General features: G+C 34.0%; 23 protein-coding genes. 10 read left to right on the top strand and 13 right to left on the bottom strand.

Going from position 1 to position 23,470, the window contains the following annotated elements; translation table 11 throughout:
• The 6 genes from SB689_RS01940 to SB689_RS01915 form a co-directional block, all read right to left on the bottom strand.
• Window positions 1-1,188: an efflux RND transporter periplasmic adaptor subunit gene (locus SB689_RS01940; protein WP_066758544.1), complete on the bottom strand. Its 1,188-nt coding sequence runs from the start codon at window positions 1,186-1,188 to the stop codon at window positions 1-3.
• Between the two features lies 1 nt (window position 1,189).
• The gene (locus SB689_RS01935; RefSeq protein WP_066758545.1) at window positions 1,190-1,645 is read right to left on the bottom strand and encodes a transcriptional regulator; all 456 of its coding nucleotides are present in this window, start codon (window positions 1,643-1,645) and stop codon (window positions 1,190-1,192) included.
• A 116-nt stretch (window positions 1,646-1,761) separates the two neighbouring features.
• A complete protein-coding gene (locus SB689_RS01930) occupies window positions 1,762-2,274 on the bottom strand; it encodes a GNAT family N-acetyltransferase (RefSeq protein ID WP_410690436.1) in 513 nt (170 codons plus the stop codon).
• A 460-nt stretch (window positions 2,275-2,734) separates the two neighbouring features.
• A complete protein-coding gene (locus SB689_RS01925) occupies window positions 2,735-2,965 on the bottom strand; it encodes a DUF2007 domain-containing protein (RefSeq protein ID WP_410690434.1) in 231 nt (76 codons plus the stop codon).
• Between the two features lie 62 nt (window positions 2,966-3,027).
• Window positions 3,028-4,353 carry an L-lysine 6-transaminase gene (gene lat, locus SB689_RS01920; protein ID WP_410690432.1) on the bottom strand — a complete coding sequence of 442 codons (1,326 nt, stop codon included), beginning with the start codon at window positions 4,351-4,353 and terminating at the stop codon, window positions 3,028-3,030.
• Between the two features lie 113 nt (window positions 4,354-4,466).
• On the bottom strand, window positions 4,467-6,017 hold the full coding sequence (locus tag SB689_RS01915) for an aldehyde dehydrogenase family protein (protein ID WP_066758555.1): 1,551 nt from the start codon (window positions 6,015-6,017) through the stop codon (window positions 4,467-4,469).
• A 133-nt stretch (window positions 6,018-6,150) separates the two neighbouring features.
• Between SB689_RS01915 and SB689_RS01910 the strand changes: the two genes are divergently transcribed.
• Window positions 6,151-6,348, top strand: a complete 198-nt coding sequence (locus tag SB689_RS01910; protein ID WP_066758556.1) for a hypothetical protein — start codon at window positions 6,151-6,153, stop codon at window positions 6,346-6,348.
• 73 nt (window positions 6,349-6,421) lie between these two features.
• Here the strand turns inward: SB689_RS01910 and SB689_RS01905 are convergent, their stop codons facing one another.
• From SB689_RS01905 to SB689_RS01885, 5 genes are all read right to left on the bottom strand, one after another.
• On the bottom strand, window positions 6,422-6,610 hold the full coding sequence (locus SB689_RS01905) for an Arc family DNA binding domain-containing protein (RefSeq protein WP_410690430.1): 189 nt from the start codon (window positions 6,608-6,610) through the stop codon (window positions 6,422-6,424).
• 113 nt (window positions 6,611-6,723) lie between these two features.
• Window positions 6,724-7,593: an SPFH domain-containing protein gene (locus SB689_RS01900; protein WP_410690428.1), complete on the bottom strand. Its 870-nt coding sequence runs from the start codon at window positions 7,591-7,593 to the stop codon at window positions 6,724-6,726.
• 335 nt (window positions 7,594-7,928) lie between these two features.
• Window positions 7,929-11,174 (bottom strand): cytochrome c biogenesis protein CcsA, encoded by a 3,246-nt coding sequence (gene ccsA, locus SB689_RS01895; RefSeq protein WP_410690426.1) that lies wholly within the window; start codon window positions 11,172-11,174, stop codon window positions 7,929-7,931.
• Window positions 11,175-11,366: 192 nt separating this feature from the next.
• Window positions 11,367-11,951, bottom strand: a complete 585-nt coding sequence (locus SB689_RS01890; protein ID WP_410690424.1) for a Crp/Fnr family transcriptional regulator — start codon at window positions 11,949-11,951, stop codon at window positions 11,367-11,369.
• 72 nt (window positions 11,952-12,023) lie between these two features.
• Window positions 12,024-12,668 carry a cysteine hydrolase family protein gene (locus tag SB689_RS01885; RefSeq protein ID WP_410690422.1) on the bottom strand — a complete coding sequence of 215 codons (645 nt, stop codon included), beginning with the start codon at window positions 12,666-12,668 and terminating at the stop codon, window positions 12,024-12,026.
• 258 nt (window positions 12,669-12,926) lie between these two features.
• Here SB689_RS01885 and SB689_RS01880 point away from each other — a divergent pair, with 258 nt between their 5' ends.
• The 4 genes from SB689_RS01880 to SB689_RS01865 all read left to right on the top strand — a co-directional run bounded on the left by SB689_RS01880 (window position 12,927) and on the right by SB689_RS01865 (window position 18,690).
• Window positions 12,927-15,452, top strand: a complete 2,526-nt coding sequence (locus tag SB689_RS01880) for a DNA translocase FtsK (RefSeq protein WP_410690420.1) — start codon at window positions 12,927-12,929, stop codon at window positions 15,450-15,452.
• Between the two features lie 66 nt (window positions 15,453-15,518).
• Complete coding sequence (locus tag SB689_RS01875) at window positions 15,519-16,166, top strand: LolA family protein (protein WP_410690417.1); 648 nt, start codon at window positions 15,519-15,521, stop codon at window positions 16,164-16,166.
• A gap of 157 nt (window positions 16,167-16,323) precedes the next feature.
• On the top strand, window positions 16,324-17,778 hold the full coding sequence (locus SB689_RS01870; RefSeq protein WP_410690415.1) for an LptF/LptG family permease: 1,455 nt from the start codon (window positions 16,324-16,326) through the stop codon (window positions 17,776-17,778).
• 141 nt (window positions 17,779-17,919) lie between these two features.
• The gene (locus SB689_RS01865) at window positions 17,920-18,690 is read left to right on the top strand and encodes a hypothetical protein (RefSeq protein WP_410690413.1); all 771 of its coding nucleotides are present in this window, start codon (window positions 17,920-17,922) and stop codon (window positions 18,688-18,690) included.
• 72 nt (window positions 18,691-18,762) lie between these two features.
• On the opposite strand, the gene frr is transcribed toward SB689_RS01865, so the two are convergent.
• Window positions 18,763-19,317 (bottom strand): ribosome recycling factor, encoded by a 555-nt coding sequence (gene frr / locus SB689_RS01860; protein WP_410690411.1) that lies wholly within the window; start codon window positions 19,315-19,317, stop codon window positions 18,763-18,765.
• Window positions 19,318-19,471: 154 nt separating this feature from the next.
• Window positions 19,472-20,179, bottom strand: coding sequence for a UMP kinase (gene pyrH, locus SB689_RS01855; protein ID WP_410690409.1), 708 nt, complete (start codon window positions 20,177-20,179; stop codon window positions 19,472-19,474).
• Window positions 20,180-20,347: 168 nt separating this feature from the next.
• Here pyrH and porQ point away from each other — a divergent pair, with 168 nt between their 5' ends.
• The 5 genes from porQ (at window position 20,348) to SB689_RS01830 (ending at window position 23,433) form a co-directional block, all read left to right on the top strand.
• Window positions 20,348-21,337: a type IX secretion system protein PorQ gene (gene porQ, locus SB689_RS01850; protein WP_410690407.1), complete on the top strand. Its 990-nt coding sequence runs from the start codon at window positions 20,348-20,350 to the stop codon at window positions 21,335-21,337.
• 87 nt (window positions 21,338-21,424) lie between these two features.
• Entirely contained in the window at window positions 21,425-22,099 is a 675-nt protein-coding gene (gene cmk, locus SB689_RS01845) for a (d)CMP kinase (RefSeq protein WP_410690404.1), read from the top strand.
• A gap of 94 nt (window positions 22,100-22,193) precedes the next feature.
• Entirely contained in the window at window positions 22,194-22,544 is a 351-nt protein-coding gene (locus SB689_RS01840; protein ID WP_410690402.1) for a YtxH domain-containing protein, read from the top strand.
• A 79-nt stretch (window positions 22,545-22,623) separates the two neighbouring features.
• Window positions 22,624-22,932, top strand: coding sequence for a phage holin family protein (locus tag SB689_RS01835; RefSeq protein WP_410690400.1), 309 nt, complete (start codon window positions 22,624-22,626; stop codon window positions 22,930-22,932).
• Between the two features lie 3 nt (window positions 22,933-22,935).
• Window positions 22,936-23,433, top strand: a complete 498-nt coding sequence (locus tag SB689_RS01830; protein WP_410690398.1) for a phosphoribosyl-ATP pyrophosphatase — start codon at window positions 22,936-22,938, stop codon at window positions 23,431-23,433.
• Window positions 23,434-23,470: the final 37 nt, after the last annotated feature.

Below are 23,470 nucleotides of genomic sequence, written 5' to 3'. Positions count from 1 at the left end.
TTAGAATTTCGGTTTTATAGATTGAACAAGGCTATCCATTTTTACTGGTTTTGGCTTCACGGCAGTTCCAGGTTTTAGACCTCCGATTCCTGCAGCAATAATAGTTTCGCCTTTATTTACGCCAGATTTTATTAAAGCCATATTTTCGATTCTGTCGATCACATTAATCACAACATTTCTCGCTGTGTCTCCTTTATCAACTTTGTAAACGTAAACGATACCTTGTTGTTCGTAAGTTGCGCTTTCCGGAACTACCAATACATTGTCGTAAGCTTTTGGAAGTCTGATAGATCCACTATTCCCATTACTCAATAATTTCTGAGGATTTGAGAAAGCAACTCTAAACTGAATCGTTCCTGTTGTAGCATCAATTTGGCCTGTAATCGCTTCAATTCTACCTTTTTCAGAATAAATACTTCCATTTGCTAGCTGTAATTCTACCATTGGAAGATTTTTGATCTTTTCCGGCAATGTAGCTCCCGGAGATTTTTCTAAGAAATCAAAATATTCTTTTTCATTCATTGAGAAATAAGCGAATAATTCTGATGTATCTGAAATTGTTGTTAAAGCGGTCTGATCTGTCGGACCAACTAAACTCCCTACTTTTAGAGGAAGCTTCCCGATAACTCCTGAAATAGGCGCACGAATGATAGAATATTCGATGTTTGCAGCTACTCCTTTATAATTTGCAGAAGCTTGTTGTTTTGCTGCCATTGATTGTTGCAACTGAGCTTTTGCCTGAGCTAAATTAGCCTGTGCAGTCTGCAGTTGAACATCACTGATGATATTTTTAGCAACCAAAGGCTTTAATTTATTTACTTCAACCTGAGCTGCGTTTACACCTGCCTGTGAAGCTGCGATTGTTGATTCAGCCGCGCCGATTCCTGCTTTTGCAGCAGCAGCGTTTTCTGTTAAGATATTGGTTTCAAGGCGGAACAAAGGCTGTCCTTTTGTAACATATTGTCCTTCATCCACCAAAACCTGAGTGATATATCCCTGTATTTTCGCACGTACATCATTATTCACCCTACCCTGAATGGTAGCCGGAAATGTCTGATAACCTACGATATTTTTTACCTCCACATTCACTACAGGATATGGTTTTGCGCCATCCTGTTTTGGAGCTTCTTTTTTGCAGGCAGTGAGTGAAAATGCCGCAATAGAAAGTATAACTAGCTTATTATTCATTTTATAGTTTATTAAGAGATTCTTGAATATTTATTATGTTTTTATCTAAAAGAGCTTTATAAGCTTCAATTTTTTCGTCGTAACCATCATCTTTAACTTTTTTAAACTTGTCTAAGTCATCCAGTAATTTTAATTCGTCCTTCATTTTTTGAACTATTTTTTCAAATCTTATTTTTTTGTACTCATCATTGATAAAAAAATATCTTTTTCGTTCATCCATTTTATTGTGATCTACAATAAGTTGTGAGCTCAGCAGTAAAGAAATACTCGTAGAAACAGAGCTTTTACTTGCAGAAAGCACTTCAACAAACTCATCAAATGTAATCCCCATCTTTTCATAATCGAAAAGAAGATAGGCGTAAATTTTTGAAGCTAACGGTGGTAAATTGAAAACGGTGCCATAGAATTTCACAGCATCCTGAAAAATTTTTTCGTCAATTTCTATACTCTTATGCATTGTATATAATTTGAAGCAAAAGTAGATAATTAGTTCAGAACTAAACGAACAAACTCAATAGAGTTTATAAATGAAGTATCTTTTAAAAATTCAATAAAGATGATTTAACTTTTGGCTTAAATGATAATCTTCTCAAAAGCCTTCCTCATTCCACCTGAAAGAAAAACCTCTCCACAATAAGAATACCCTTGTTTTTCAAGGATTTTTAACATGGCAATATTATCATAATTCGTGTCTACTTTTACGCTTTGCACTCCATTTTCTTTGGTGAAAATTTCAATATGATCGAAAAGTTTTTTAGCCAATCCTTGTCCGGCAAACTTTTCATGAACAGCTACTCTGTGAACAACGACAAATTCTCCGTCACTCAGCCAAGCGCCTTCGATCGTGCTGTAAGCTGGTTCATCATTAAAAATAAGTGCTACATAAACGGCAATTTCTCCGTCTACTGTTAAAACATATCCGAAGTTTTTTGCAATGTCACTTTCTATGGTATCGAGATTGGGATATCCGTTCTGCCATTGTGTGCTTCCGTCTATTCTTCTTCTTTCAATTGCCTGTTGGATAATTTCCCAGATTAGATCTCTGTCTTCAATTTCTGCTTTCCTTAGTTTAATTTCTTGCGTCATGTTTATTTTAGTATTGAAAATTGAAATATTTTAAAAGTCTAGTTTATCTCCTGATCTTAGGCTGAAAAGCTCATGAAAACTACATCTATTGATTGTTTTTGAGAGCAGAAGTTAAATGCTAAACATACATTTTTGTGAAAATAATTATTTAATCCCTGAATATCAGATAATTTAATTAAATAAAATGATTAAATTTTGTTTAAATAAGAGTTTATAGAAACTATTTTGGAAATTGATCTAATGTTTTCTTTAAACGCAAAGATCGCAAAGTTTTTTCTGACTACTAACTGTTTTTAAGTTCGCAAAGGCGTTTTACTCAGCAAAGTTTGCAATTAATTATAGATTGTGAATAGCCAATACTTCTTTATTGTTGATGAAAAAGGGATAAAAAAAACCGAAAATTAATATTAGTTAATTTTCGGTTCGAAGTAGTAAAATTTAAAATTATGAAATTGTTTTTTTATTGGTTTTCACTTTGTTGAAGGTAAGCATCTATAATTTCAAATGCTTTGCTTTCTTCTTCCAAATCTACCATAACTTTTAACGATGTTGCTGTTGGCGTTGTTGTAAAAGTCAGATAACTGTTTTCAACTGCATTTGTAATTTGTGCATCATCCAATTTAGATTTGATTAACTGTATTTCTGAAGGTTTATCACTTTCAAAAACGGATACTCTCGTACTTCTTTCCATGTTCTATATCGTTTGAGTATCTAAATGTACAATGTTTTTTTTAAAATTACAAATATTCAGTTTTAAATTTTCTTAATATTATTTTCTATTTTATCTAAAGCTAATTGAATTTCTTCCTTTGTCACATTTAGGTGCGGTCTGAATCGAACTGACTGACCTCCACACGATAAGATGATCAAACCATCATTAAAAAGTTCATTAATTAAATGATTTCTTTCTTCCGACGTTGGCAAATCTATCGCACACATTAGACCTCTTCCTCTTGCATTTGAAATTTTTTCAGGATATTTTTGAGCCAGATTTTTCAATCCGTCTAATAAATAATCACCAACAATTCTCGCATTTTCGACAAGGTTTTCCTGCTCGATAACTTCCATCACCAATTGGAAACGAAGCATGTCGATAAAGTTCCCTCCAAAAGTGGAGTTAATTCTTGAACTTTCTCTGAAAACGTTATTCGGAACCTGATCAAATTTTTCTTTATTCGCCAAAACTCCACAAACCTGTGCTTTTTTACCAAAAGAAATAATATCCGGCTTTGCAGTGAAATGTTGGAAGGCCCACATTTTTCCTGTAATCGCGATACCTGTCTGAACTTCATCGTAAATCAATAGGATTTCGTTTTGATCACAGATTTTTCTTAAACCTAATAAAAACTCATCTCTGAAATGATTGTCACCACCTTCAGCCTGAATCGGTTCAATAATGATACACGCTACTTTATCAGGATGCATTAAAATTGCTTCTTCAATATTTAATAAAGCCAATCTTTCATTCTTGATCGTTTCTTCTAAATTTTCCTCAGTAATTGGGAAACTTAGTTTTGGATTCAAGATTCTTGGCCACTCAAACATTGGGAAATATTGATATTTTCTTGGGTCAGAAGTATTAGTTAAACTCAATGTATAACCGCTTCTTCCGTGAAACGCCTGCTTGAAATGGATACAAATTCCTGCTTCGGTTTGAAGTCCTTTTTCAAAATTCTTGCGGGTTTTCCAGTCGAAACATGCTTTCATTGCATTTTCTACGCCTAAAGTTCCGCCTTCAATAAAGAAAGCATACTGCAATTCTTCAGGAATTACCACTCTTTCGAAAACTTCTAAAAAGTGTGCATACTCCTCAGAATAAACGTCTGCCAAAGTAGGTTTGTTTACAGCCATTTTCCCTAACCAAGCCGATCTTTCAAGAAGATAAGGGTGATTGTAACCGATAGAAGCCGATGCAAACATCGAAAACATATCTAAATATTCTCTGTCTGAAAGCTTGTCATACAGCCATGATCCGTGAGATCTTTCGATATCCATCACGAAATCAAAACCGTCTGCCAAAACGTGCTTTCCTACTGTTTCTTTTACTTTATTTGCCTGTATATCTAATGTGTGTTCCATATTTTTTAAAATTTAGTGATTAAGGAATTCAGAGATTTAGAAATTAGTGACTGGTAATTTCTTAATGTCTAAATCTCTTAAATTTTTTAATTGTTTTAACTTAAATTAAAACTTTATAAATCGAACTTAATTCCCTGTGCTAAAGGAAGTTCCGCTGTGTAATTTATAGTATTGGTTTGTCTTCTCATGTAGTATTTCCAAACATCAGAACCGGACTCTCTGCCGCCTCCTGTTTCTTTTTCACCACCGAAAGCACCACCGATTTCAGCACCGGAAGTTCCGATGTTTACGTTGGCAATTCCACAGTCTGAACCTGCCTGAGAAAGGAATAATTCTGCTTCTCTCAAGTTTTGAGTCATGATCGCAGAAGATAAACCTTGAGGAACATCATTCTGAATAGCGATTGCCTCGTCCAAAGTTTTGTATTTAATTAAATATAAAATTGGAGCAAAAGTTTCGTGTTGAACGATTTCGAAAGAATTTTTTACTTCAGCGATACATGGTTTTACATAGCAACCTGATTCGTAATCTTTTCCTTCTAATACTCCACCTTCAACGATGAATTTTCCACCTTCTTTTTTACACTTTTTGATTGATTCTTCGTACTGATTTACTGCATCAACATCGATAAGCGGTCCAACATGATTATTTTCATCCAATGGATTTCCAATTTTCAACTGACCGTAAGCTTTAACCAATCTTTTCTTAATTTCTTCATACACATCTTCGTGAATGATCAATCTTCTTGTACTTGTACATCTTTGTCCAGCCGTTCCTACAGCTCCAAAAACAGCTCCGATGATCGACATGTCGATATCTGCATCTTTAGAGATAATGATAGCGTTATTTCCGCCTAATTCAAGGATAGATTTCCCGAATCTTTCTGCCACTTTAGTAGAAACCATTCTTCCGACTCTGGTAGAACCTGTGAAAGAAACCAGAGAAACCCTTTTGTCTTCCACTAATTTTTGTCCGATCTCGTGGTCAGAAACCAATAAGCTTGAAACTCCTTCTGAAATATTATTCTCTTTAAGAACTTCAGCCATAATGTTCTGACAAGCTATCGCACAGAAAGGTGTTTTTTCTGATGGTTTCCAGATCGTAACGTTACCGCAGATCCAAGATAAAGCTGTGTTCCAAGCCCAAACTGCTACCGGAAAGTTGAAAGCTGTGATGATACTTACAATTCCAAGCGGATGATATTGCTCGTACATTCTGTGGCCAGGTCTTTCAGAGTGCATTGTGTATCCGTGAAGCTGTCTTGATAAGCCAACTGCAAAGTCGCAGATATCGATCATTTCCTGAACTTCTCCTAAACCTTCCTGCAAAGATTTACCCATTTCATAAGAAACAAGTTTACCCAGATCATCTTTATATTCTCTTAGTTTTAATCCTAATTGTCTTACTAATTCTCCTCTTCTTGGAGCCGGAATCATTCTGAATTCCAAAAATGCCTTTTGAGCAGATTCTATTACTTTATCATAATCGCTCTCTCCGGAAGTTTTTATTTTACCAATCAATCTTCCATCAGCAGGAGAATAACTTTCAATCGTTTTGCCTGAAGCAAAGTATTTTCCACCTATGGAAGTTCCTTTATTTTCATCTTTAATACCTAGATTTTTGAGTGTTTTTTCGATCCCGAAATCTTTGACTTTTTTAGACATAAATATTACTTTTCGTTTCCTCTAAAGATAAAAATATTATGCGAATCCCAAAATTTTAATTTTTTAGCAACTTTTTATTTGGACTAATTATAAACATGCTTATCTTTGTAGGGTAATCATTTGAATTTCAGAAATGGAAAATAATAAAACGGTAAACGAGCCGGTTGAAGAAAAGAAAAACTCCAAATGGAAGCAATTGCTTAAAAAATTTGGGATTGGCGGAATTATCTTCTTTACCGTAAAAGGAATCATTACTTCTACGCTTATCTATTTTCTTGGGAAAAATTTCTGGAGCATTATCAGCGGTTACTTTACTGGGATATTTGATTAATTAATTGATATATTTGAATATAAAAAAGCAGAGAACTATTTCTCTGCTTTTCTTTTTGTTGAAGGTGATTATTTTATTCTTTTTTCTTTCTTCCCGATTCCATCAGTTTTTGATGTAGCAAATACTCAATCTGTCCGTTTACACTCCTGAATTCATCACCTGCCCATTTTTCCAGAAGTTTGTACGTAGACTCATCTATCCTTATGACGAAAGATTTTTTGCTTTTGTTTTCGGTAGAATTTTGAGCTTTTTCTGATTTCATTTTCTTTTGTTTTCTGATGCTTTTTTAAACGCAAAGGGCGCAAAGTTTTTTTTGATAAACTTGATGTTTTTAAGTTCGCAAAGGCGTTTCACTCAGCAAAGATTGTAAGAAATTTAATTATACAAAGTTCCGGCATTTACGATGGGCTGTGCTGCTTTTTCGCCGCAAAGAACAACCATTAAATTACTTACCATTGCTGCTTTTCTTTCATCATCTAATTCAACGATGTTCCCTTCGGAAAGCTTTTTTAAGGCTAACTCAACCATTCCAACTGCACCTTCTACAATCTTAGTTCTTGCTGCTACAATTGCTGTTGCTTGTTGTCTTTGAAGCATTGCCCCAGCAATCTCAGAGGCATATGCTAAATGTGAAATTCTGGCTTCCTGAATAATAATTCCTGCCTTTGAAAGTCGGTCTGTTAATTCCTGCTCTAAGATAGAATTGATCTTGTCACCACCTTCTCTTAAAGTAATCGGCGCGTGATCATCTTCTAAATTATCATAAGGAAAACTCATCGCCAAATGACGAACCGCTGCTTCACTCTGCATTTTCACGAAGTCTGAATAACGCTCAACATCAAAAGCTGCTTTGTAAGTATCTCCTACCTGCCAAACCATTACTACTGCGATCTCGATTGGATTCCCCATTTTATCATTTACTTTCAAAGTCTGTCCCTGTAAGTTTTCTGAACGAAGAGAGATTTTCTGTGAAGAATATAAAGGATTAATGAAAAACAATCCGTTGTCTTTTACAGATCCCACATATTTTCCGAAGAAATTTAACACTCTTGAGTGGTTTGGCTGAATGATCATCAAACCTTTAATAAAGAAGAAAAATGCAACAAAACAGACTCCAGCCAACACAATGTTTGCAATATTTTCACTACCCGCTCCTGTAATAAATAGAAATACAGATGCAATAAATAAGACTAAACAAATTACCAAAGCAAGATAACCTGACATTGGTTTTAAAACTTTTTCCATAATTGTAGATTTTAAAATGATATTATTTTGATATCATAAAGATATAAATGGATTTTGAATTATGAAATATAAATTATACTTTTTTTAATGTGGAAATTTTCTTAATGTTGATGTTTAAAAATTTAAACCATTAAGATTTTTTTTAGGAGTTAAGGAATTTAAGTTAGATTCTTCATTTCGCTTTGCTCTATTCGGAAAGACACTATAATTGTCATTTCGACGTAGGAGAAATCTCTTAATAATCTTAACTCCTAAAAAAAATCTTAATGGTTATTATCCAACAAAAAATCCCGAAAATTACTTTTCGGGATTTAATTTAAATATGATTTTAAAATCTATTTTTTATTTAAAGCTTTAAACTTAACGTAAGAAACTGCAGATAAAATAATCATCGATGCAAGTCCGATGTAAACCCAAGCCGGAACCGGAACAGGATCTCCCGCTGCATAAGAGTGAAGTCCGCTTAAGTAATAATTTACTCCAAAATACGTCATAACCATTGAACAGAATGCAAACATTGTTGCTACGTTGAATGCCCATTTGCTTCTTAATCCAGGAACCAATCTCATGTGTAAAACAAAAGCATACACCATGATTGAGATGAAAGCCCAAGTTTCTTTCGGATCCCAGCTCCAGTATCTACCCCAAGATTCATTCGCCCAGATTCCTCCTAAGAAGTTACCTACTGTTAATGCAAATAAACCGATGGTAAGAGACATTTCAGATACGATCACTAATTCTTTTAATGTTGTATCATGATGAATTTTGTACATTTCTTTACTAGAAATAATGTAAAATACTAAACTGATTACCGCAATAATCATTGACAAAGCAAAGAAACCATAACTTGAAACAATAATCGCAACGTGAACGATCAACCAATATGATTTCAATACAGGTACCAATGGTGTGATCTGTGGATCAAGTGCTGAACCTCCGTGAGCAAATCCCATCATAATTACCGCAACCATAAATCCTGCCGCAGGAATTAATGCATTTGAGTTTCTGTACAACGCTAAACCAGCTGAAATTCCAACCCAAGAAATAAAGATAATTGCTTCATAACCGTTACTCCAAGGTGCGTGACCTGAAATATACCATCTTGCAACCAATCCTAAGAAGTGGAAAATATATCCGAATATTCCTATTACAATAATTACTTTAATGATCTTGTTTAAAAGCTTGTTAGGCTTAAATAATTCAACAAAACCTAAGACCAATAATAACCCTCCAATAATGGTATAGAATATTAATAATTTGAAGTTGATATTCACTTTATTCATGAATACTTCCAAATCAACTTTAGATTTTGAAGGAACAACTGCTTTCCCCCATTTTTGCTGATAATCTGAAAGCTTTGCCAATTCAGCATCTGCTTTACTCCAGTCTCCTGATTTTTGAGCCGTCAATACTTCTGCAAAATAAGGTCCCATCACTTGCTGAGATTCCATATCCGGTTCAAATTTTTGGTCTAACCAAGAATGCCAAGTGTGATTTGCATCATTTTTCACAGGAACAATTTTCATGAACTGACCGCTGAAGAATTCATTAAAAATCTGAACTCTTTCGTTTACTTTAATGATCTGTTTGTCATATTCAGTTTGTTCTGATGCTTTCTTACGGAATGCTGTGTTATAATCTGCCTCTAAAATATACGTTAGATTTCCATTAGCATCAGCTGGGAAAAGACTCATCAAAGAAGTGTATCCATCTTCATTGGCTTTTGTTTTTTCTAAAAGCGCTTTTCCTCCTTTTGAGTCTACTTTAATCATTGGAACCATCGTCCAACTTGGAGTATCGGTATTAATTGAGATAAACCATTGATCAGCTGTTAAAGACTTTCCATCTGTACCTCTGAATGCATCTTTTTGGTAAAGTTTTCTTAAAATATCTAAAGCCTGAGTGTTTATTGGAACAATTCTTCCTTCAATATTCTGCACCAATAAATATCCGAATTTATCGGCATGCTCTGCACTTATTTTGTTTCTAGCGATAATTTCATCTGGCGAAACCAATTTCATTTTTGTAAATGGCTGCGCGCTTTGTGGCTGAACCGTTTCAGACGCCGGAGTGTGGTTATGGCTTTCTCCTTCTACATGAACGTGTTCTCTGCTTCCGTCTGTTGTTCCGTGAGTTTCAATTTTCTGAGCATTTAAGCCTAAACTTAAGAACAATAGCACAACCATTGCTGCTCTTTTCTTGTTAACGTCTTTCAGCATTTTATTTAATTTCCAGAAGTGAGTTCCTTTCCAGAAGAAAATAACAAACATTCCTGAAAATAATAATGTGTATCCTATATAAGAGATCAAAGTTCCCCAGAAATCGTGGTTTACAGAAAGTACTGTTCCCATTCTGTCCGGATCAAAACTTGACTGGAAGAAACGGTAACCGCCATGATTTAAAACGTGATTCATATAAATTTTATAAGGCGTTTGTTTTCCTTCATCAATGATTTTAATGTGACTTTCATAAGCACTTGGAGATGTACTTCCAGGATAAGTTTCCATTACGAAATCATCTAATTTAAGTGCGAAAGGAGTGTTGTAAACTTTAGGACCGAAACCGACCATAATGTTTAAACCATCCATTGTTACTTGTTTGTAAGCATTTGGATTTCCTCTTTCTACAGAAAGTTCTACTAATTGTTTTGTTTTTGGTCCTTGAAGTTCAACTGTCAAAACATCAGGAATATTAGCATCTTTCTTTCTGTCACCTTCAATAGAAAGTAGTTTTCCCTTTTTAAGACCTTCAGGTACAACTAATTTTAGTTCATTAATGCTATATAAACTTCTCAACGCTAAAGGCTGGAATTCGTCTTTCGTTGTATTTCCTGTAGCCTGAGTTGCCATCGTCATATACGTAGCATCAACAGGAGTTTTAATGAATATTTTTCCTCCTTCAGTTTTGAATTCTACCGCACCTTCAATTGCTCTGTTGAATGTTACCAAAGTTCCGTTAATAGACTTAGTTTCACCCGGTTTGATGAAGATATTTTGTCTTCCTGTTTTTCCTGTAGATACCAAATGTAGATATTCGGCACCGCTTGGATCAGCCAGTAAGCTGTCTTTTTTTCTTTGAACGTAATCTTTTGTTACCACTTTAATTTCCTTACCGTGGAAATCATAAGTCGCATTGAAATCTTTGTGCAAAGGAGACATCAGATAAGGAACATCTTGATAATTAAGAACATCACCTTTTTCTTCAATCTGAATTTTAAAGAAATTTTTGTCGGTTACGATTTCGTTTGAAGTTTCACCTTCTCTGATGTGCATTGTTCCTTCAAAACTGATGTATCTGGTAACTGCACCCCCAACGAAAATGAAAATGAATGCAAGGTGAAATACCAAAACCGGCCATTTTTCTCTTTTCCAAAGTCTGTATCTTCCGATATTTCCTATGAAGTTTAACATAAGCAGAACCATAATCAGTTCAAACCATTTTGCTTCATAAATTAACGCTTTTGCTGTTGGAGTTCCGTAATCGTTTTCTAAAAACGTGGCATAGGCCATCGAAAATGCGAATACCAGTAACAGCACAGCCATTGTTCTGGTTGAGATAAGAATATCTTGGAGCTTCTTCATGATTTATTTTACTTGACATGCAAAAATAAGGATGATAAACCACAAAGAGGATAAAAAAAGCTGTTTTTTGTCACTTTGAAGCCTATTTCCGCTATTTTGAACCATTCTTAATAAGTGAAAATAAATTGAAGAAAATTCAAAACCAAATAGCCTGAAAATGTGAATATATAAAACCTATTCTGATGATTGAGGTTATCTATTTCCTAATGTTGTTTTCTTTCTGATTTTACTTAAAAACTCATGGGAAATTCCCAAATAAGAAGCAACTTGCTGTTGGGTTATCCGCTGTTCTAATGTAGGATACTTTTCTAAAAATTCAAGATAGCGCTTGTCTGCGGTTTTATTCATTAACGATAAAATCCGTCTTTGCAAAGCCACCGAAGATTGCTGATTCATAATCCTGAAAAGTTTTTCAACCTGCGGCATCGTTTCGTAAAGAAGCTCTTTGTCTTTTTTTGAGATCATTAAAACTTCACTGTTTTCTAAAGCTTCAATATTTAAAGTGCTTGGAACATTGTTGATTAAGCTGTCAAGATCCGTAATCCACCAACTTTCGACTGCAAAATATAGAGTTTGCTCAAATCCGTCTTCTGTTAAAAAATAAACTTTGAAACATCCATTTACAACAAAGCCTTCAAAAAGGCAATGATCCCCTTCTCTTAATGCAACTTCTTTCTTTTGAAATTTTTTAAGCTGAAAAGGCTCAGAAAAACGTTGAAATTCTTCTTTCGAAAGTGAAATGTGGCGAGTAATATTTTTATATAGTAAATCGAGCATCATTACTGTTTAAAGCAAAATAAAGATACCAATAATTATCGATATCTTTATTTATAATTGACTTGATTGTTATTATTTTCCTTTTAATAAATCGGAAGTCGTAATAACTCTGGCGTAAAGATTTCCTAATGTTGAAATTCCTGCCAAGAATGATCTCTGAATTTCCTCTGCCTTTACAATTTTTCCAAATAACTCTCTGTCTCTGGTTGCTGTTGCATCACTGATTATTGTATTATTAAAACCAAAATCAAAAGCCGCTCTTGTAGTAGATTCTACACAAACATCGGTCATCATACCTGTAATTACAAGATTTTTGATTCCTTTTGATTGTAAATATTCCAATAATTCTGTTTCTCTAAAACTGTTTGGGTAATGTTTTGTAATTATTTTTTCATCTTCTCTTGGCAAAACTATTTTATTAATTTCGGCACCTGAAGTATTTGGAATGAAAAAAGTAGCTCCTTCCTGAGTTGCAATATGCTTAATATGAATCACTGGTAATTTCTTAGATCGGAAATAATCCAAAACTAATTTCGCATTGTTACCTGCCTTTTCATAACCAACCAATTCCATATTTCCTCCTTTAAAATAATCATTTTGAACATCAATGATTAATAATGCTGTATTTTCCATGCTTTCTTTTTTTTGTGCGTTAATTTTAAGTAATGAAATGAAGACCAAACAGATGGTCATTGCGATTTTAAATAAATTTTTCATAATTTCTATTGTTTAATTATTATGATGCAAAACTACAGAGCTTTCAATTCAAAAAAATTGAACTAGTTCAAAAAAACATTTTATACCACGTTTATTTAAATGAAATCAATTTATTACTTCAATAGTTTTAAATTTTAGAGTAATTTCCTTTCTAAAGTGACATTTATTATAAAAAAATTAACATAAATTAGAGTTCTATTTTGGCTAAAAAAAATTCATTAGTATTGAAAAAACACTAAATTTGCCCACACTGATATTATGGACAAAAAGACACAAAAACAACAAGCGGAATTGCCTGAAAAAGGCAAAATCTTATCTAAGCCACGTATTTTCATCGGGCTTACTTTTATACTTTTTTCTGTCGTGCTTGTTTTCTCATTCATTTCTTATTTAATGAATTGGAAAGCAGACCAAAGCCAGGCAGGAACAATGATGGACAAAACTATAAAGTCATCGAACATCTTTGGGAAACTGGGCGACTGGCTCGGGAATCTCTTTATTTTTGAGAGCATAGGCGTTGCCTCTTTTATTATAGCGTTTCTTTTCACGGTGACAGGTACAATGATCCTGAAAAAGAAGATCTTTAAACCTTGGATGACTTTCGGACATTCTTTATTCTTTATCTGTTGGCTACCTGTTTTGTTTGGAGCCATTACTAAAGGACAAGGTGTTTTAAGCGGAGTTTACGGTTATCAGATCATGGATTCCTTGAATGCAATCATTGGAAGCGTTGGACTTTGGACTGTTTTGGTGGCTAGTATTGCGTTGTATTTTATTTTGGAATTTAATCTTCGTCCAAGCTCGATGAAGGCAAAACTGGATAAGATCAATGAAAATACGATCGGAAAAGTAAAATCTATGATGCCAAATTCTGAGGAAAACTTTGAAGCTGATGAAGAATTGGAAGAAGAAATCCAAGAAACGGCACCTCATGTTTCGGTAACAGACACGACTCAAAAAATAAAAGTTGAAGAGCCAGTGAGTGTTCCGAAAGGATTTCCTGAAGTTCCTGTTTCAACAAATTTAGAAACGATCACAACTCCAAATCATACTTCATTTGAAGAAGACAAAAATGATTTTTCACCATCATCTGTTAGTTTAAATCTAAATACAAAACCTGCCGTTCCGGTTTCAACTCCGGAAGAAGCGTTTGATATTAATCCTCCAAAACCGGTTGTTAAAGATGAGATTAAATTCAATGTAGAAGTTGCTCCGGTAATTGATATTCTGGATGAATCTGACAGAAAATCTAAAGACCTCGTTGACAAGCACGGACTTTATGATCACAAATTAGATTTGGCGAATTTCCAAATGCCTCCTGTTGAACTTTTAACTGATTATGGTAATGAAGAAATTTCTATTAATAAAGAAGAATTAGAAGAAAATAAAAATAAGATTGTTGGACTTTTAAAGAATTTCAACGTTGGAATTTCTGAAATTAAAGCGACGATCGGGCCAACGGTTACATTATACGAAATTGTACCAGAAGCCGGAATCAGAGTTTCTGCGATCAAAAAACTACAGGATGATATTGCTTTGAATCTTTCAGCATTAGGAATCAGAATTATTGCTCCAATGCCTGGAAAAGGAACAATCGGAATTGAAGTTCCTAGAAAGAATCCTACGATGGTTTCTATGCGTTCTGTGATCGCTTCGCATAAATTCCAAAATACAGATATGGATCTTCCGGTTGTGTTTGGAAAAACAATTTCGAACGAAGTTTTCATGGCCGATCTGTCAAAAATGCCTCACTTGTTGATGGCGGGTGCTACAGGTCAGGGTAAATCGGTTGGAATCAATGCAATCCTTACTTCCCTACTCTACAAGAAACACCCAAGCGAATTAAAATTCGTAATGGTAGATCCTAAAAAAGTGGAACTTTCTCTATATTCAAAAATTGAAAGACATTATTTAGCCAAACTTCCGGATACGGATGATGCAATTATCACAGATACCAATAAAGTAATTAATACTTTAAATTCTCTTTGTGTAGAGATGGATCAACGATATGATTTGCTTAAAAATGCATTCTGTAAAAACTTAAAAGAATACAATAAAAAATTCACTGAAAGAAAATTAAACCCTGAAAATGGTCATCGTTATTTACCTTACATCGTTTTAGTTGTTGACGAGTTTGCAGATTTAATTATGACTGCCGGAAAAGAAGTTGAATTACCAATCGCAAGATTAGCACAGTTAGCAAGAGCAGTCGGAATTCACTTAATTGTGGCAACACAAAGACCTTCTGTAAACGTAATTACAGGTATGATTAAAGCTAACTTCCCTGCCAGAGCTGCATTTAGAGTAATTTCAAGTGTGGATTCAAGAACGATTCTTGATTCTCCGGGAGCAGATCAGTTGATCGGTAAAGGAGATATGCTTTATTTTAATGGAAATGAAATCTTAAGACTTCAATGTGCTTTTGTAGATACGCCGGAAGTAGAAAGACTGGCAGAATTTATTGGCGAGCAAAAAGGATATGCTTCTGCTTTCCTACTTCCTGAATATGTTTCAGAAGAAGCGACAAGTAACGTCGGTTCTTTTGATCCAAATGAAAAAGATGCTTTATTTGAAGATGCAGCGAGAATTATTGTTTCAACTCAACAAGGATCGACATCAATGCTTCAAAGACAGTTGAAATTAGGATACAATAGAGCAGGAAGAATTATGGATCAGTTGGAAGCGAGCGGTATTGTAGGAGGTTTCAATGGAGCAAAAGCCAGAGAAGTGATTATCAGTGATCTTCATTCTTTGGAACAGTTTTTGGAAGATCTGCGTAGATAGAAGGATAAACGTCATTTGACGATATCTTTTGAAGTTGGAAATGTTTAAGAGTATAAAATTAAAAAAATGAAAAACAGTATTTCAAAAATAATATTAGGAGGATTTATAATTGGAGCAGTTGGATTTACCAATGCACAAAAAATTGATGCTAAGGCTAAAAAAATATTAGACGACATCACAGCAAATTACAAGTCTAAAAAGAACACTTATTTTAAATTTTCTTTCGGAAGTGGAGTAAACGGAACAGTTGGAAAAACAGAACCGGGAATTTATTACGCTGCAGGAGATAAATATAAATTGAAGATCATGGATACAGAACAGATCTTCGACGGTAGCAAAATTTACAACATTAATACAGAAGATATGGAAGTAACTGTTGCAAAGCCAAACGCAAGCAGCACGATGTTCTCTCCTATCAATTATCTTTCTTCATACAGAAATGATTACAATGTAACTTACGATGGAAAGAAAACTGTAAATGGAGTAAGTACAGATTTCATTAAATTAACTCCCGTAAAAGCAAACGGGTTAAAATATGTCTACATTTTTGTAGATTCTGCTAAAAAACAAATGGTAAAACTGGAACAGCACGGAAATAATAAAGACGTTGCCGTAATTGCCATTAAAGAATACAAGGAAAATCAGGATCTTGATGCCAATATGTTTGTATTTGATAAGAATAAGTACAAAAATTATGTTATCACAGAACTATAAATAAAGCAAAATAGCGAAATCGGAGAACTGCATCAGAATCAATTATTCAAAAGCAAATTTGCTGTTTTACGATTTCGCGTTTTTACTTAATGATAAAAAAATAATAAAATATAGAGTCACAAAGAAAACTTTGTGGCTTTTTCATTAATTTTGGCGCATGTTAAAAATACTAGACCGATATATCATAAAAACCTTCTTTGGACCGTTTTTCTTTATATTCAGCGTATTGTTTTTCATATTTATTGTAAACATTATCTGGGTTCAGTTGGGGCAGTTTATGGGTAAAGGATTAAGCTATTGGCAAATCCTTAAATTGCTGTTCTACCTTGGGGTGAGTGTAATAAGTATGGTTTTACCGCTTACGATCCTTTTGGCGAGCATCATGTCTTTCGGTGAATTTGGAGAACGGTACGAGCTTGCCGCAATGAAGGCTGCCGGAATTTCTCTAACCCGAGTAATGATGCCTCTTTTGGGAGTTTCCACGATGCTGGCGATTATGCTGTTTTTCTTTTCGAATAACATCATTCCGGATTTCCAGAGGAAGGCGAAAAATATGCTTTTTAATATTGCTCAAACCAAACCTGCATTGAACTTTACTCCAGGACAATTCATCGATCAGCTTCCCGGTTACATGGTGAAATTTGATAAAATTTACGGTGATAATGGAGAAAATATTGAAGGCGTTTTCGTTCACAGAAAAGCGAGTACGTATGAAAATCAACAATCTATTGTAGCTGAAAAAGGGAAATTTGTTCCTGCAGCTAACAAGAATTATTTAAAATTAGTTCTTTACAACGGATATATTTTTGAAGATAATTTCGGTGGAAAAGGTGATAATGTAAGGTTAAAACAGCCCGATCAGGCGATTAAATTTGATACTTTAACATCGCATTTCGACATCAGTGAAATCATTAATAAAGCCATCGAGGAAGAACAAATTACGGATGATTACCGTTTCCAGACTTTCAATCAGCTTAATAAAACGATTGATAAAAATAAGAAGGATAATGAAAAATTCTTCACTTCTTCAAGTAATGATGCCTTAAACCAAGCCAATTCTGTGATAACGTATATGGATCAGAATAAATCTAAAGCAATTCCTAAGGCTCAAATTAAATTAGACACCGTAAAAAGTGATAAAAAACTGGATATGATCTACAATGCTCATAACAGATTGGATAATTTAAAAACGACTTTAGATACAAAAAATAATGATATCAACCCGAATGTAAAGTATTTCAGTAAGGTTGTTATTTATCAGCAGAGAATTGTGACGTATTCTTTCACCTGTATTATTTTCTTTTTGATTGGAGCAAGTTTAGGTTCAATCATCAGAAAAGGAGGAATGGGGCTTCCGGTGATCATCGCGATTGTAATTTTCATCATATTTTATGTCATAAATGTTGGGGTTGAAAACATTGCATGGGCAGGAAAAATGAACCCTTATCTCGCAGCGTGGCTTCCGAATATCATCCTCTTCCCTTTTGGAGTTTGGATGACTTACAAGGCACTTACCGATTCGCAATTATTTGATGCAGAAAAATATAAAGTGCTATTTAAACCGATCACAAAACTGTTCTCTAAGAATAAAGAACATAAAAGATATCAATAGTTTTAATTAAGATTAAAGCATTTAAAAATTAAAAGATTCAGAGTTTTCTGGATCTTTTTTTATGAGTGATTGTTAATTTTTTTAGTCTAAATATTTATTTAAATTTAAAAAATTATCTTTACGGAAATTAATTAAAATTGTATGAAGAAATTATTACTAATTGGCTTATTCGGGCTTTTTTCTCTGAATGCAAATGCTCAGGAAGAAACAACAACTTATAATGGTGAAAAATACGGATATATTATTGATAAATCTGGAAAAAAGGTTGAGGGTGTTGTGCATTTAAATGGAAGTTATTCCAGTCCGTGGCAGAATCAGTTAAAAGTAAAATTTGCTGCTGTTGCTGACATCGATAAGGTGAAAAATAAGATCAAATTTAAAACTTACGATGCCGATGATATCAAAGAATATATGTTGTATGAAGGTGATGCTCCAAGAGTTTTTCAATCTATAAAATATACCAATACAAGAGAAGCCATCAACAGTTCAAATAATTCTACAGGAATTGGTGCAGGAATAAAAGCTTTAAACAACCTGACCAGAACTTCACAATTTGCAGAAATTGTAACAGATGGAAAGATTAGAGTTTATAAAATGTATGGTTATCCTACCTCTGCTTCAGCCTACAATTCGGTGGAAAATGAAAGATTGAGAACTACTCCTGATTATGTTTACTCAAAAAAAGGAGGAAAAGTTGAAGATTTTACCCCTGCAAAAGTAAAAATAGCGATCGGAGACTGCCCTGTCACAAAAGCAAAAGCAGCTAAAGGTGAATACGGATCTTTAAAAAATGAAGAAAAACAAAGGAGCGGTCTTGGAAAATTCATCAGAGATGAGATCAAAAATGCAACAGTAGACAAATTATCTATCGTAAATGAAGTCATCTACGATTACAACGAAAACTGTAAATAATCTACTATTCAAATAAAACAAAAAGAGGCTCCAAAAATTTGGAACCTCTTTTTTATTTTCAAAAACTGAAAATTATACTTTCATAATTTCAGCTTCTTTTACTTTAAGATGGTCATCACAAGCCTTTACATGCTTGTCTGTAAGAGTCTGGATATCTTCTTCCACTCCTTTTATAACGTCCTCAGAAACACCTTCAAGTCTTTTAAGTTCTTTCAAACCGTTTTGTCTTGCGTTTCTTACAACGATTTTTGTATCTTCAGTTTCTGCTTTAGCCTGTTTTGCCAATTCTTTTCTTCTTTCCTCCGTTAAAGGCGGTACATTAAGGATAATATTTTCCCCGTTGTTAGAAGGTGCAAAACCTAAGTTAGAGTTGATAATAGCTTTTTCTATCGCGCCAATCGCTGTTCTATCCCAAGGTTGAATAGAGATGGTCATAGCATCAGGAACAGAAACGTTTGCAACTTGGTTAATAGGAGTCGGAGCTCCGTAATATTCTACCATAACATCCTGAACCATAGATGTAGATGCACGTCCTGCTCTAATTCTTTGAAATGCATGATCCAAATGCTTAATAGCTGCCTCCATGTCTTGTTTTACAGTTTCTACTATAAGATCTAATTCTTCCATTATATATCTAAAATTTGAATAGTTACACATTTTTTTTATGAGTAATGAGTAATGAATAATGAGTAAATTTTTAATGCCTAAATCTTAAAAATAATTTAAATTTTTAAATCAAAACTCTCACCTGATTCCTAAATCCTATTACCTTAACCCTTTCCTATAAATTAACTAGAGTTCCAACATTTTCTCCTTCTACAATCTTCACTAAATTACCTTCTTTGTTCATATCGAATACAATAATCGGCAATTTATTTTCGTGACTTAAAGTGAAGGCAGTCATATCCATTACTTTAAGGTTTTTTTCAAAAACTTCGTCGAAAGACAAAGAGTTATATTTTACAGCATCTGCATTGGTCTCAGGATCGCTGTCGTAGATACCGTCTACTCTTGTTCCTTTTAAGATAACATCAGCTCCGATCTCGATTGCTCTCAACGTTGCAGCCGTATCAGTTGTAAAATAAGGATTTCCTGTTCCTGCACCAAAGATCACTACTCTACCTTTCTCAAGGTGTCTCACAGCGCGTCTTTTGATAAAAGGTTCAGCCACTTTATCCATTTCGATAGCAGATTGAAGTCTTGTTTTGATTCCTGCATCTTCCAAAGCACCTTGTAGAGCCATTCCGTTGATTACAGTAGCAAGCATTCCCATGTAATCTCCTTGTACTCTGTCCATTCCTTTCGCAGCACCTGCTACTCCACGGAAAATATTTCCTCCTCCAATTACAATGGCAATTTCACAGCCTTTTTCTACTACTTTTTTGATCTCCACTGCATACTCCTGTAGTCTTTCAGTGTCAATACCATATTGTCTGTTCCCCATTAAGGCTTCACCACTAAGTTTTAGAAGGATTCTTTTATATTTCATCTTTAATTTTTAATAACTTTTTTACGAAGGGATAGCTCCCAGAAATTTGATTTTGCAAATATAATCATTAAAAATATTGCAATAAGAAAAATATTTAATCAGAAATAATGTTAGAAATATTTTGATAAGTACGAAAAAGGATTATTTTTGCATTAATTATAAATTGAATTGAAGAAAATTGTCATTTTTTCATTGTTTCTATCAGGAATTGTTTCTTTTGCTCAAACAGGAACAAATGTTTATCCATTTTTAAATATTCCTGTATCTGCCAGACAAGCGGCCTTGGGTGGAGACGCAATTACCATAAGAGATTATGATGTTTCTTTTGCTATTGCAAACCCAGCGTTACTGAATAAAGATTCTGATAAACAGCTCTCTGTGAATGGTGCTGCGTATCTAGCCGACTCAAAATACGGAACGATAGCTTTTGCCAAAGATTTTGATAATGGTCACATGGCCACGATCAATGCAAGGTATATGAGCTATGGAGACATCCCGCGAACGGATGAAAGTGGTTTTGAGAACGGAAATTTCACAGCCTCTGATGTTGCTGTGGGAGCCGGATATGCGTATCAGTTTGAAGAAAACTGGACGATCGGTGGAGGGATAAACTTCATCACTTCAAAAATCGATACTTATACATCTTCTGCCATTGGAGGGAATTTCGGGGTTACTTATCACAATAAGAAACGTAAAGAAGTTGTTTCCGTAGTTGCAAGAAACTTTGGATATCAGTTTAAATCTTTCAACGGGACGAGAGAAAATCTTCCGTTCAGAGTAGATTTAGGATATACTAAAATTTTAACAGCGATTCCTTTGGCGATTACTATTACTGCTCATGATTTGCAACAGCTTGATATTTCTTCCGATTATAATTTAAATGGTCAGGAAGTAAATGTCGGACGAAAAATTGCCGATCACTTCTCTATAGGAGCAGAATTATTCCCTGAAAAAAGTTTTAACATCAGATTGGGTTACAACGTAAAAAGAGGAAATGAATTGGCAGTAGCAGATCAAAGAAATTTTTCTGGACTTTCCGGAGGTTTTGGGATCAAAATTGCAAAATTCAGGATAGATTATGCTCACGTAAGATATCATAACTCTTCTAACGTCAACCAAATAGGAGTTTCAATGGATCTTAGCGGACACAGATATTAATTTTCACCAATTAAGAAATTATTATTTTAATTAATAAAATTTCTTAGTATTTCTTGGTTTTTTAGAAAAAATTTTGAAATTTGCGGTATGAAAAAACCTGTAATAGCTATCGATGGGTACTCGTCTACCGGAAAAAGTTCAATATCTAAGGTCATTGCCGACAAATTAGGAATTGTTCATCTGGATACAGGTGCGCTTTACAGAGGTATTACCTGGTTTGCGCTTCAAAACTGTCTTAATGATAATGGGTCTATCAATTTGGAAGGATTATTTTCTTCTTTAGATCAAATTCAGCTTGAGTTTAAAAATAACGATGGCGAATTGGTTCTTCATCTTAATCATACTGATATTTCTAAAGAAATCAGAAGCAATGAGGTTTCTTCTAATGTAAGTTTAATTGCAAAACAAAAAGAAGTAAGAGATTTTTTACTTCATTCTCAACGCTCTTTGGCAGAAAAAGGCGGGATTATTATGGACGGACGTGACATCGGGACAGTAGTTCTGCCAAATGCGGACTTCAAATTTTTCCTTACTGCCAGTATTGACGAAAGAACAAAAAGAAGATACAATGAGCTTTTAAGTCTGGGAATTGAAGCAGAAGAACAGCAGGTAAAGGAAAACCTCATTATACGCGATAAGATAGACAGCGAGAGGGAAATTGCCCCATTGAAGCAGGCTGACGACGCCATTGTTATCGACAATACCAACCTTACCAAAAAAGAAACTATTGAAAGTATTCTTTCCCATATTAAAAACTTTTAACAATTTTTAATAAACAATGCCCTGTTTTGGTACATTAATTGCAAGATTTAAAGCGTAAAAAACTAATATTTATTAACTATTAAAAAAACGAAAAATGTCTAGAAAAGGAAACAATTCAGCAGGTATATTAGCGGGACTTCTTGCAGGTGCTGCAGCAGGTGTAATTTTAGGAATGCTTTATGCTCCGGAAGAGGGAAAAGAAACTAGAAAAAAAATCAAAACCAAAGCTAACGATCTTAAAGATCAGGCTAAAGAAAAGTATGGAGAAGTTTCTGAAAAAGTGAAAGACCAATATGGTAACATTTCATCTACTTTTAAGGAAACAGCTAGTAATGTAGCTCATACAATGAAAGACGGTTACGATAAATATAAAGATCAAATTGTTTCTAAAACTACAGATGTAGTGAAAAATGTAGAAGCAGAATTGAATGATCTTAAAAAATAAATAATTTATTTTTTGAGTAAATTATGAGAAGGAACTTTGTGCACTAAAGTTCCTTTTTTTGTAACTTTAAAAAAAAACAATGATAGAAACTATAAAAGAATACGCATCTAAGAGAATAGATCTTCTGAAGATTGAAGCTACAGAAAAGTCTTCTCTTTCTGCCGGTATCATTGCCTATCTTGCCATATTACTTACCGCTTTTGCTTTTTTTATCATCCTTTTTAATTTTGGGATAGCGTTTCTTATTGGCAAAGCTTTAGATAATATTTCTTATGGATTTTTAATTGTTGCTGCTTTTTATTTTTTGGTTATGATTCTTGTTATTCTCTTTAAAACCAGAATCGTAAATACAGTAGCAGATCAGGTAATTAAATTTTTAAATCATTAAACTATGGGCAGAAACTACGACAGCTTAAAAGAATTAAGAATTAAGAAAGATTTGTTGAAAGGTGAAATCAATGATTTGGAAAATCTTCTGACTTTTAAAAATACAAAAGAAAGTTTAAGCGCATTTACTAATGGTTTAACAGATCAATATCTGCAGGAAAAGGTAGATGAAGATGGTGATGAAAAAATTGTTCTCAGAAAAGATGTGATTGCCAAACAATTGACCACTGAGGTTAAAGATATGTTTGTCAATAGAAATACAGCCATGGGAATCGCAAGTTCTGCATTGAAAGGTAATGCAATGGATAGCCTTATCAAGCTAGGAATCACTGCGTTGGTAGGGAATTATGCGAAGAAAAACATGAGCAGTTCTAATTGGAAGAAAAAACTTTTGGGTGCAGCTTTAATCTATGTTGCTCCTATTGCTTTGAAATTTATACGAAAAAAATTAGAAAGCTATCAGAAAAATAAAAGTGTTTCAAGCTTGGAACAACTTATATAATCTTGTAGAGTTTTAGAGTCAGAGAATTTTAGGGTTT

The sequence above is a fragment of the Chryseobacterium sp. SIMBA_038 genome (assembly GCF_046535115.1).
Classification (GTDB): domain Bacteria; phylum Bacteroidota; class Bacteroidia; order Flavobacteriales; family Weeksellaceae; genus Chryseobacterium.
The sequence above is the reverse complement of the archived record's forward strand: the minus strand, read 5'-3'. Positions and strand labels throughout refer to the sequence as shown.

Excerpts from the sequence above, each read along its gene's own strand:
- SB689_RS01940 (WP_066758544.1), bottom strand. The coding sequence starts at position 1,188 with ATGAATAATAAGCTAGTTATACTTTCTATTGCGGCATTTTCACTCACT.
- SB689_RS01935 (WP_066758545.1), bottom strand. The coding sequence starts at position 1,645 with ATGCATAAGAGTATAGAAATTGACGAAAAAATTTTTCAGGATGCTGTG.
- SB689_RS01930 (WP_410690436.1), bottom strand. The coding sequence starts at position 2,274 with ATGACGCAAGAAATTAAACTAAGGAAAGCAGAAATTGAAGACAGAGAT.
- SB689_RS01925 (WP_410690434.1), bottom strand. The coding sequence starts at position 2,965 with ATGGAAAGAAGTACGAGAGTATCCGTTTTTGAAAGTGATAAACCTTCA.
- lat (WP_410690432.1), bottom strand. The coding sequence starts at position 4,353 with ATGGAACACACATTAGATATACAGGCAAATAAAGTAAAAGAAACAGTA.
- SB689_RS01915 (WP_066758555.1), bottom strand. The coding sequence starts at position 6,017 with ATGTCTAAAAAAGTCAAAGATTTCGGGATCGAAAAAACACTCAAAAAT.
- SB689_RS01910 (WP_066758556.1), top strand. The coding sequence starts at position 6,151 with ATGGAAAATAATAAAACGGTAAACGAGCCGGTTGAAGAAAAGAAAAAC.
- SB689_RS01905 (WP_410690430.1), bottom strand. The coding sequence starts at position 6,610 with ATGAAATCAGAAAAAGCTCAAAATTCTACCGAAAACAAAAGCAAAAAA.
- SB689_RS01900 (WP_410690428.1), bottom strand. The coding sequence starts at position 7,593 with ATGGAAAAAGTTTTAAAACCAATGTCAGGTTATCTTGCTTTGGTAATT.
- ccsA (WP_410690426.1), bottom strand. The coding sequence starts at position 11,174 with ATGAAGAAGCTCCAAGATATTCTTATCTCAACCAGAACAATGGCTGTG.
- SB689_RS01890 (WP_410690424.1), bottom strand. The coding sequence starts at position 11,951 with ATGCTCGATTTACTATATAAAAATATTACTCGCCACATTTCACTTTCG.
- SB689_RS01885 (WP_410690422.1), bottom strand. The coding sequence starts at position 12,668 with ATGAAAAATTTATTTAAAATCGCAATGACCATCTGTTTGGTCTTCATT.
- SB689_RS01880 (WP_410690420.1), top strand. The coding sequence starts at position 12,927 with ATGGACAAAAAGACACAAAAACAACAAGCGGAATTGCCTGAAAAAGGC.
- SB689_RS01875 (WP_410690417.1), top strand. The coding sequence starts at position 15,519 with ATGAAAAACAGTATTTCAAAAATAATATTAGGAGGATTTATAATTGGA.
- SB689_RS01870 (WP_410690415.1), top strand. The coding sequence starts at position 16,324 with ATGTTAAAAATACTAGACCGATATATCATAAAAACCTTCTTTGGACCG.
- SB689_RS01865 (WP_410690413.1), top strand. The coding sequence starts at position 17,920 with ATGAAGAAATTATTACTAATTGGCTTATTCGGGCTTTTTTCTCTGAAT.
- frr (WP_410690411.1), bottom strand. The coding sequence starts at position 19,317 with ATGGAAGAATTAGATCTTATAGTAGAAACTGTAAAACAAGACATGGAG.
- pyrH (WP_410690409.1), bottom strand. The coding sequence starts at position 20,179 with ATGAAATATAAAAGAATCCTTCTAAAACTTAGTGGTGAAGCCTTAATG.
- cmk (WP_410690404.1), top strand. The coding sequence starts at position 21,425 with ATGAAAAAACCTGTAATAGCTATCGATGGGTACTCGTCTACCGGAAAA.
- SB689_RS01840 (WP_410690402.1), top strand. The coding sequence starts at position 22,194 with ATGTCTAGAAAAGGAAACAATTCAGCAGGTATATTAGCGGGACTTCTT.
- SB689_RS01835 (WP_410690400.1), top strand. The coding sequence starts at position 22,624 with ATGATAGAAACTATAAAAGAATACGCATCTAAGAGAATAGATCTTCTG.
- SB689_RS01830 (WP_410690398.1), top strand. The coding sequence starts at position 22,936 with ATGGGCAGAAACTACGACAGCTTAAAAGAATTAAGAATTAAGAAAGAT.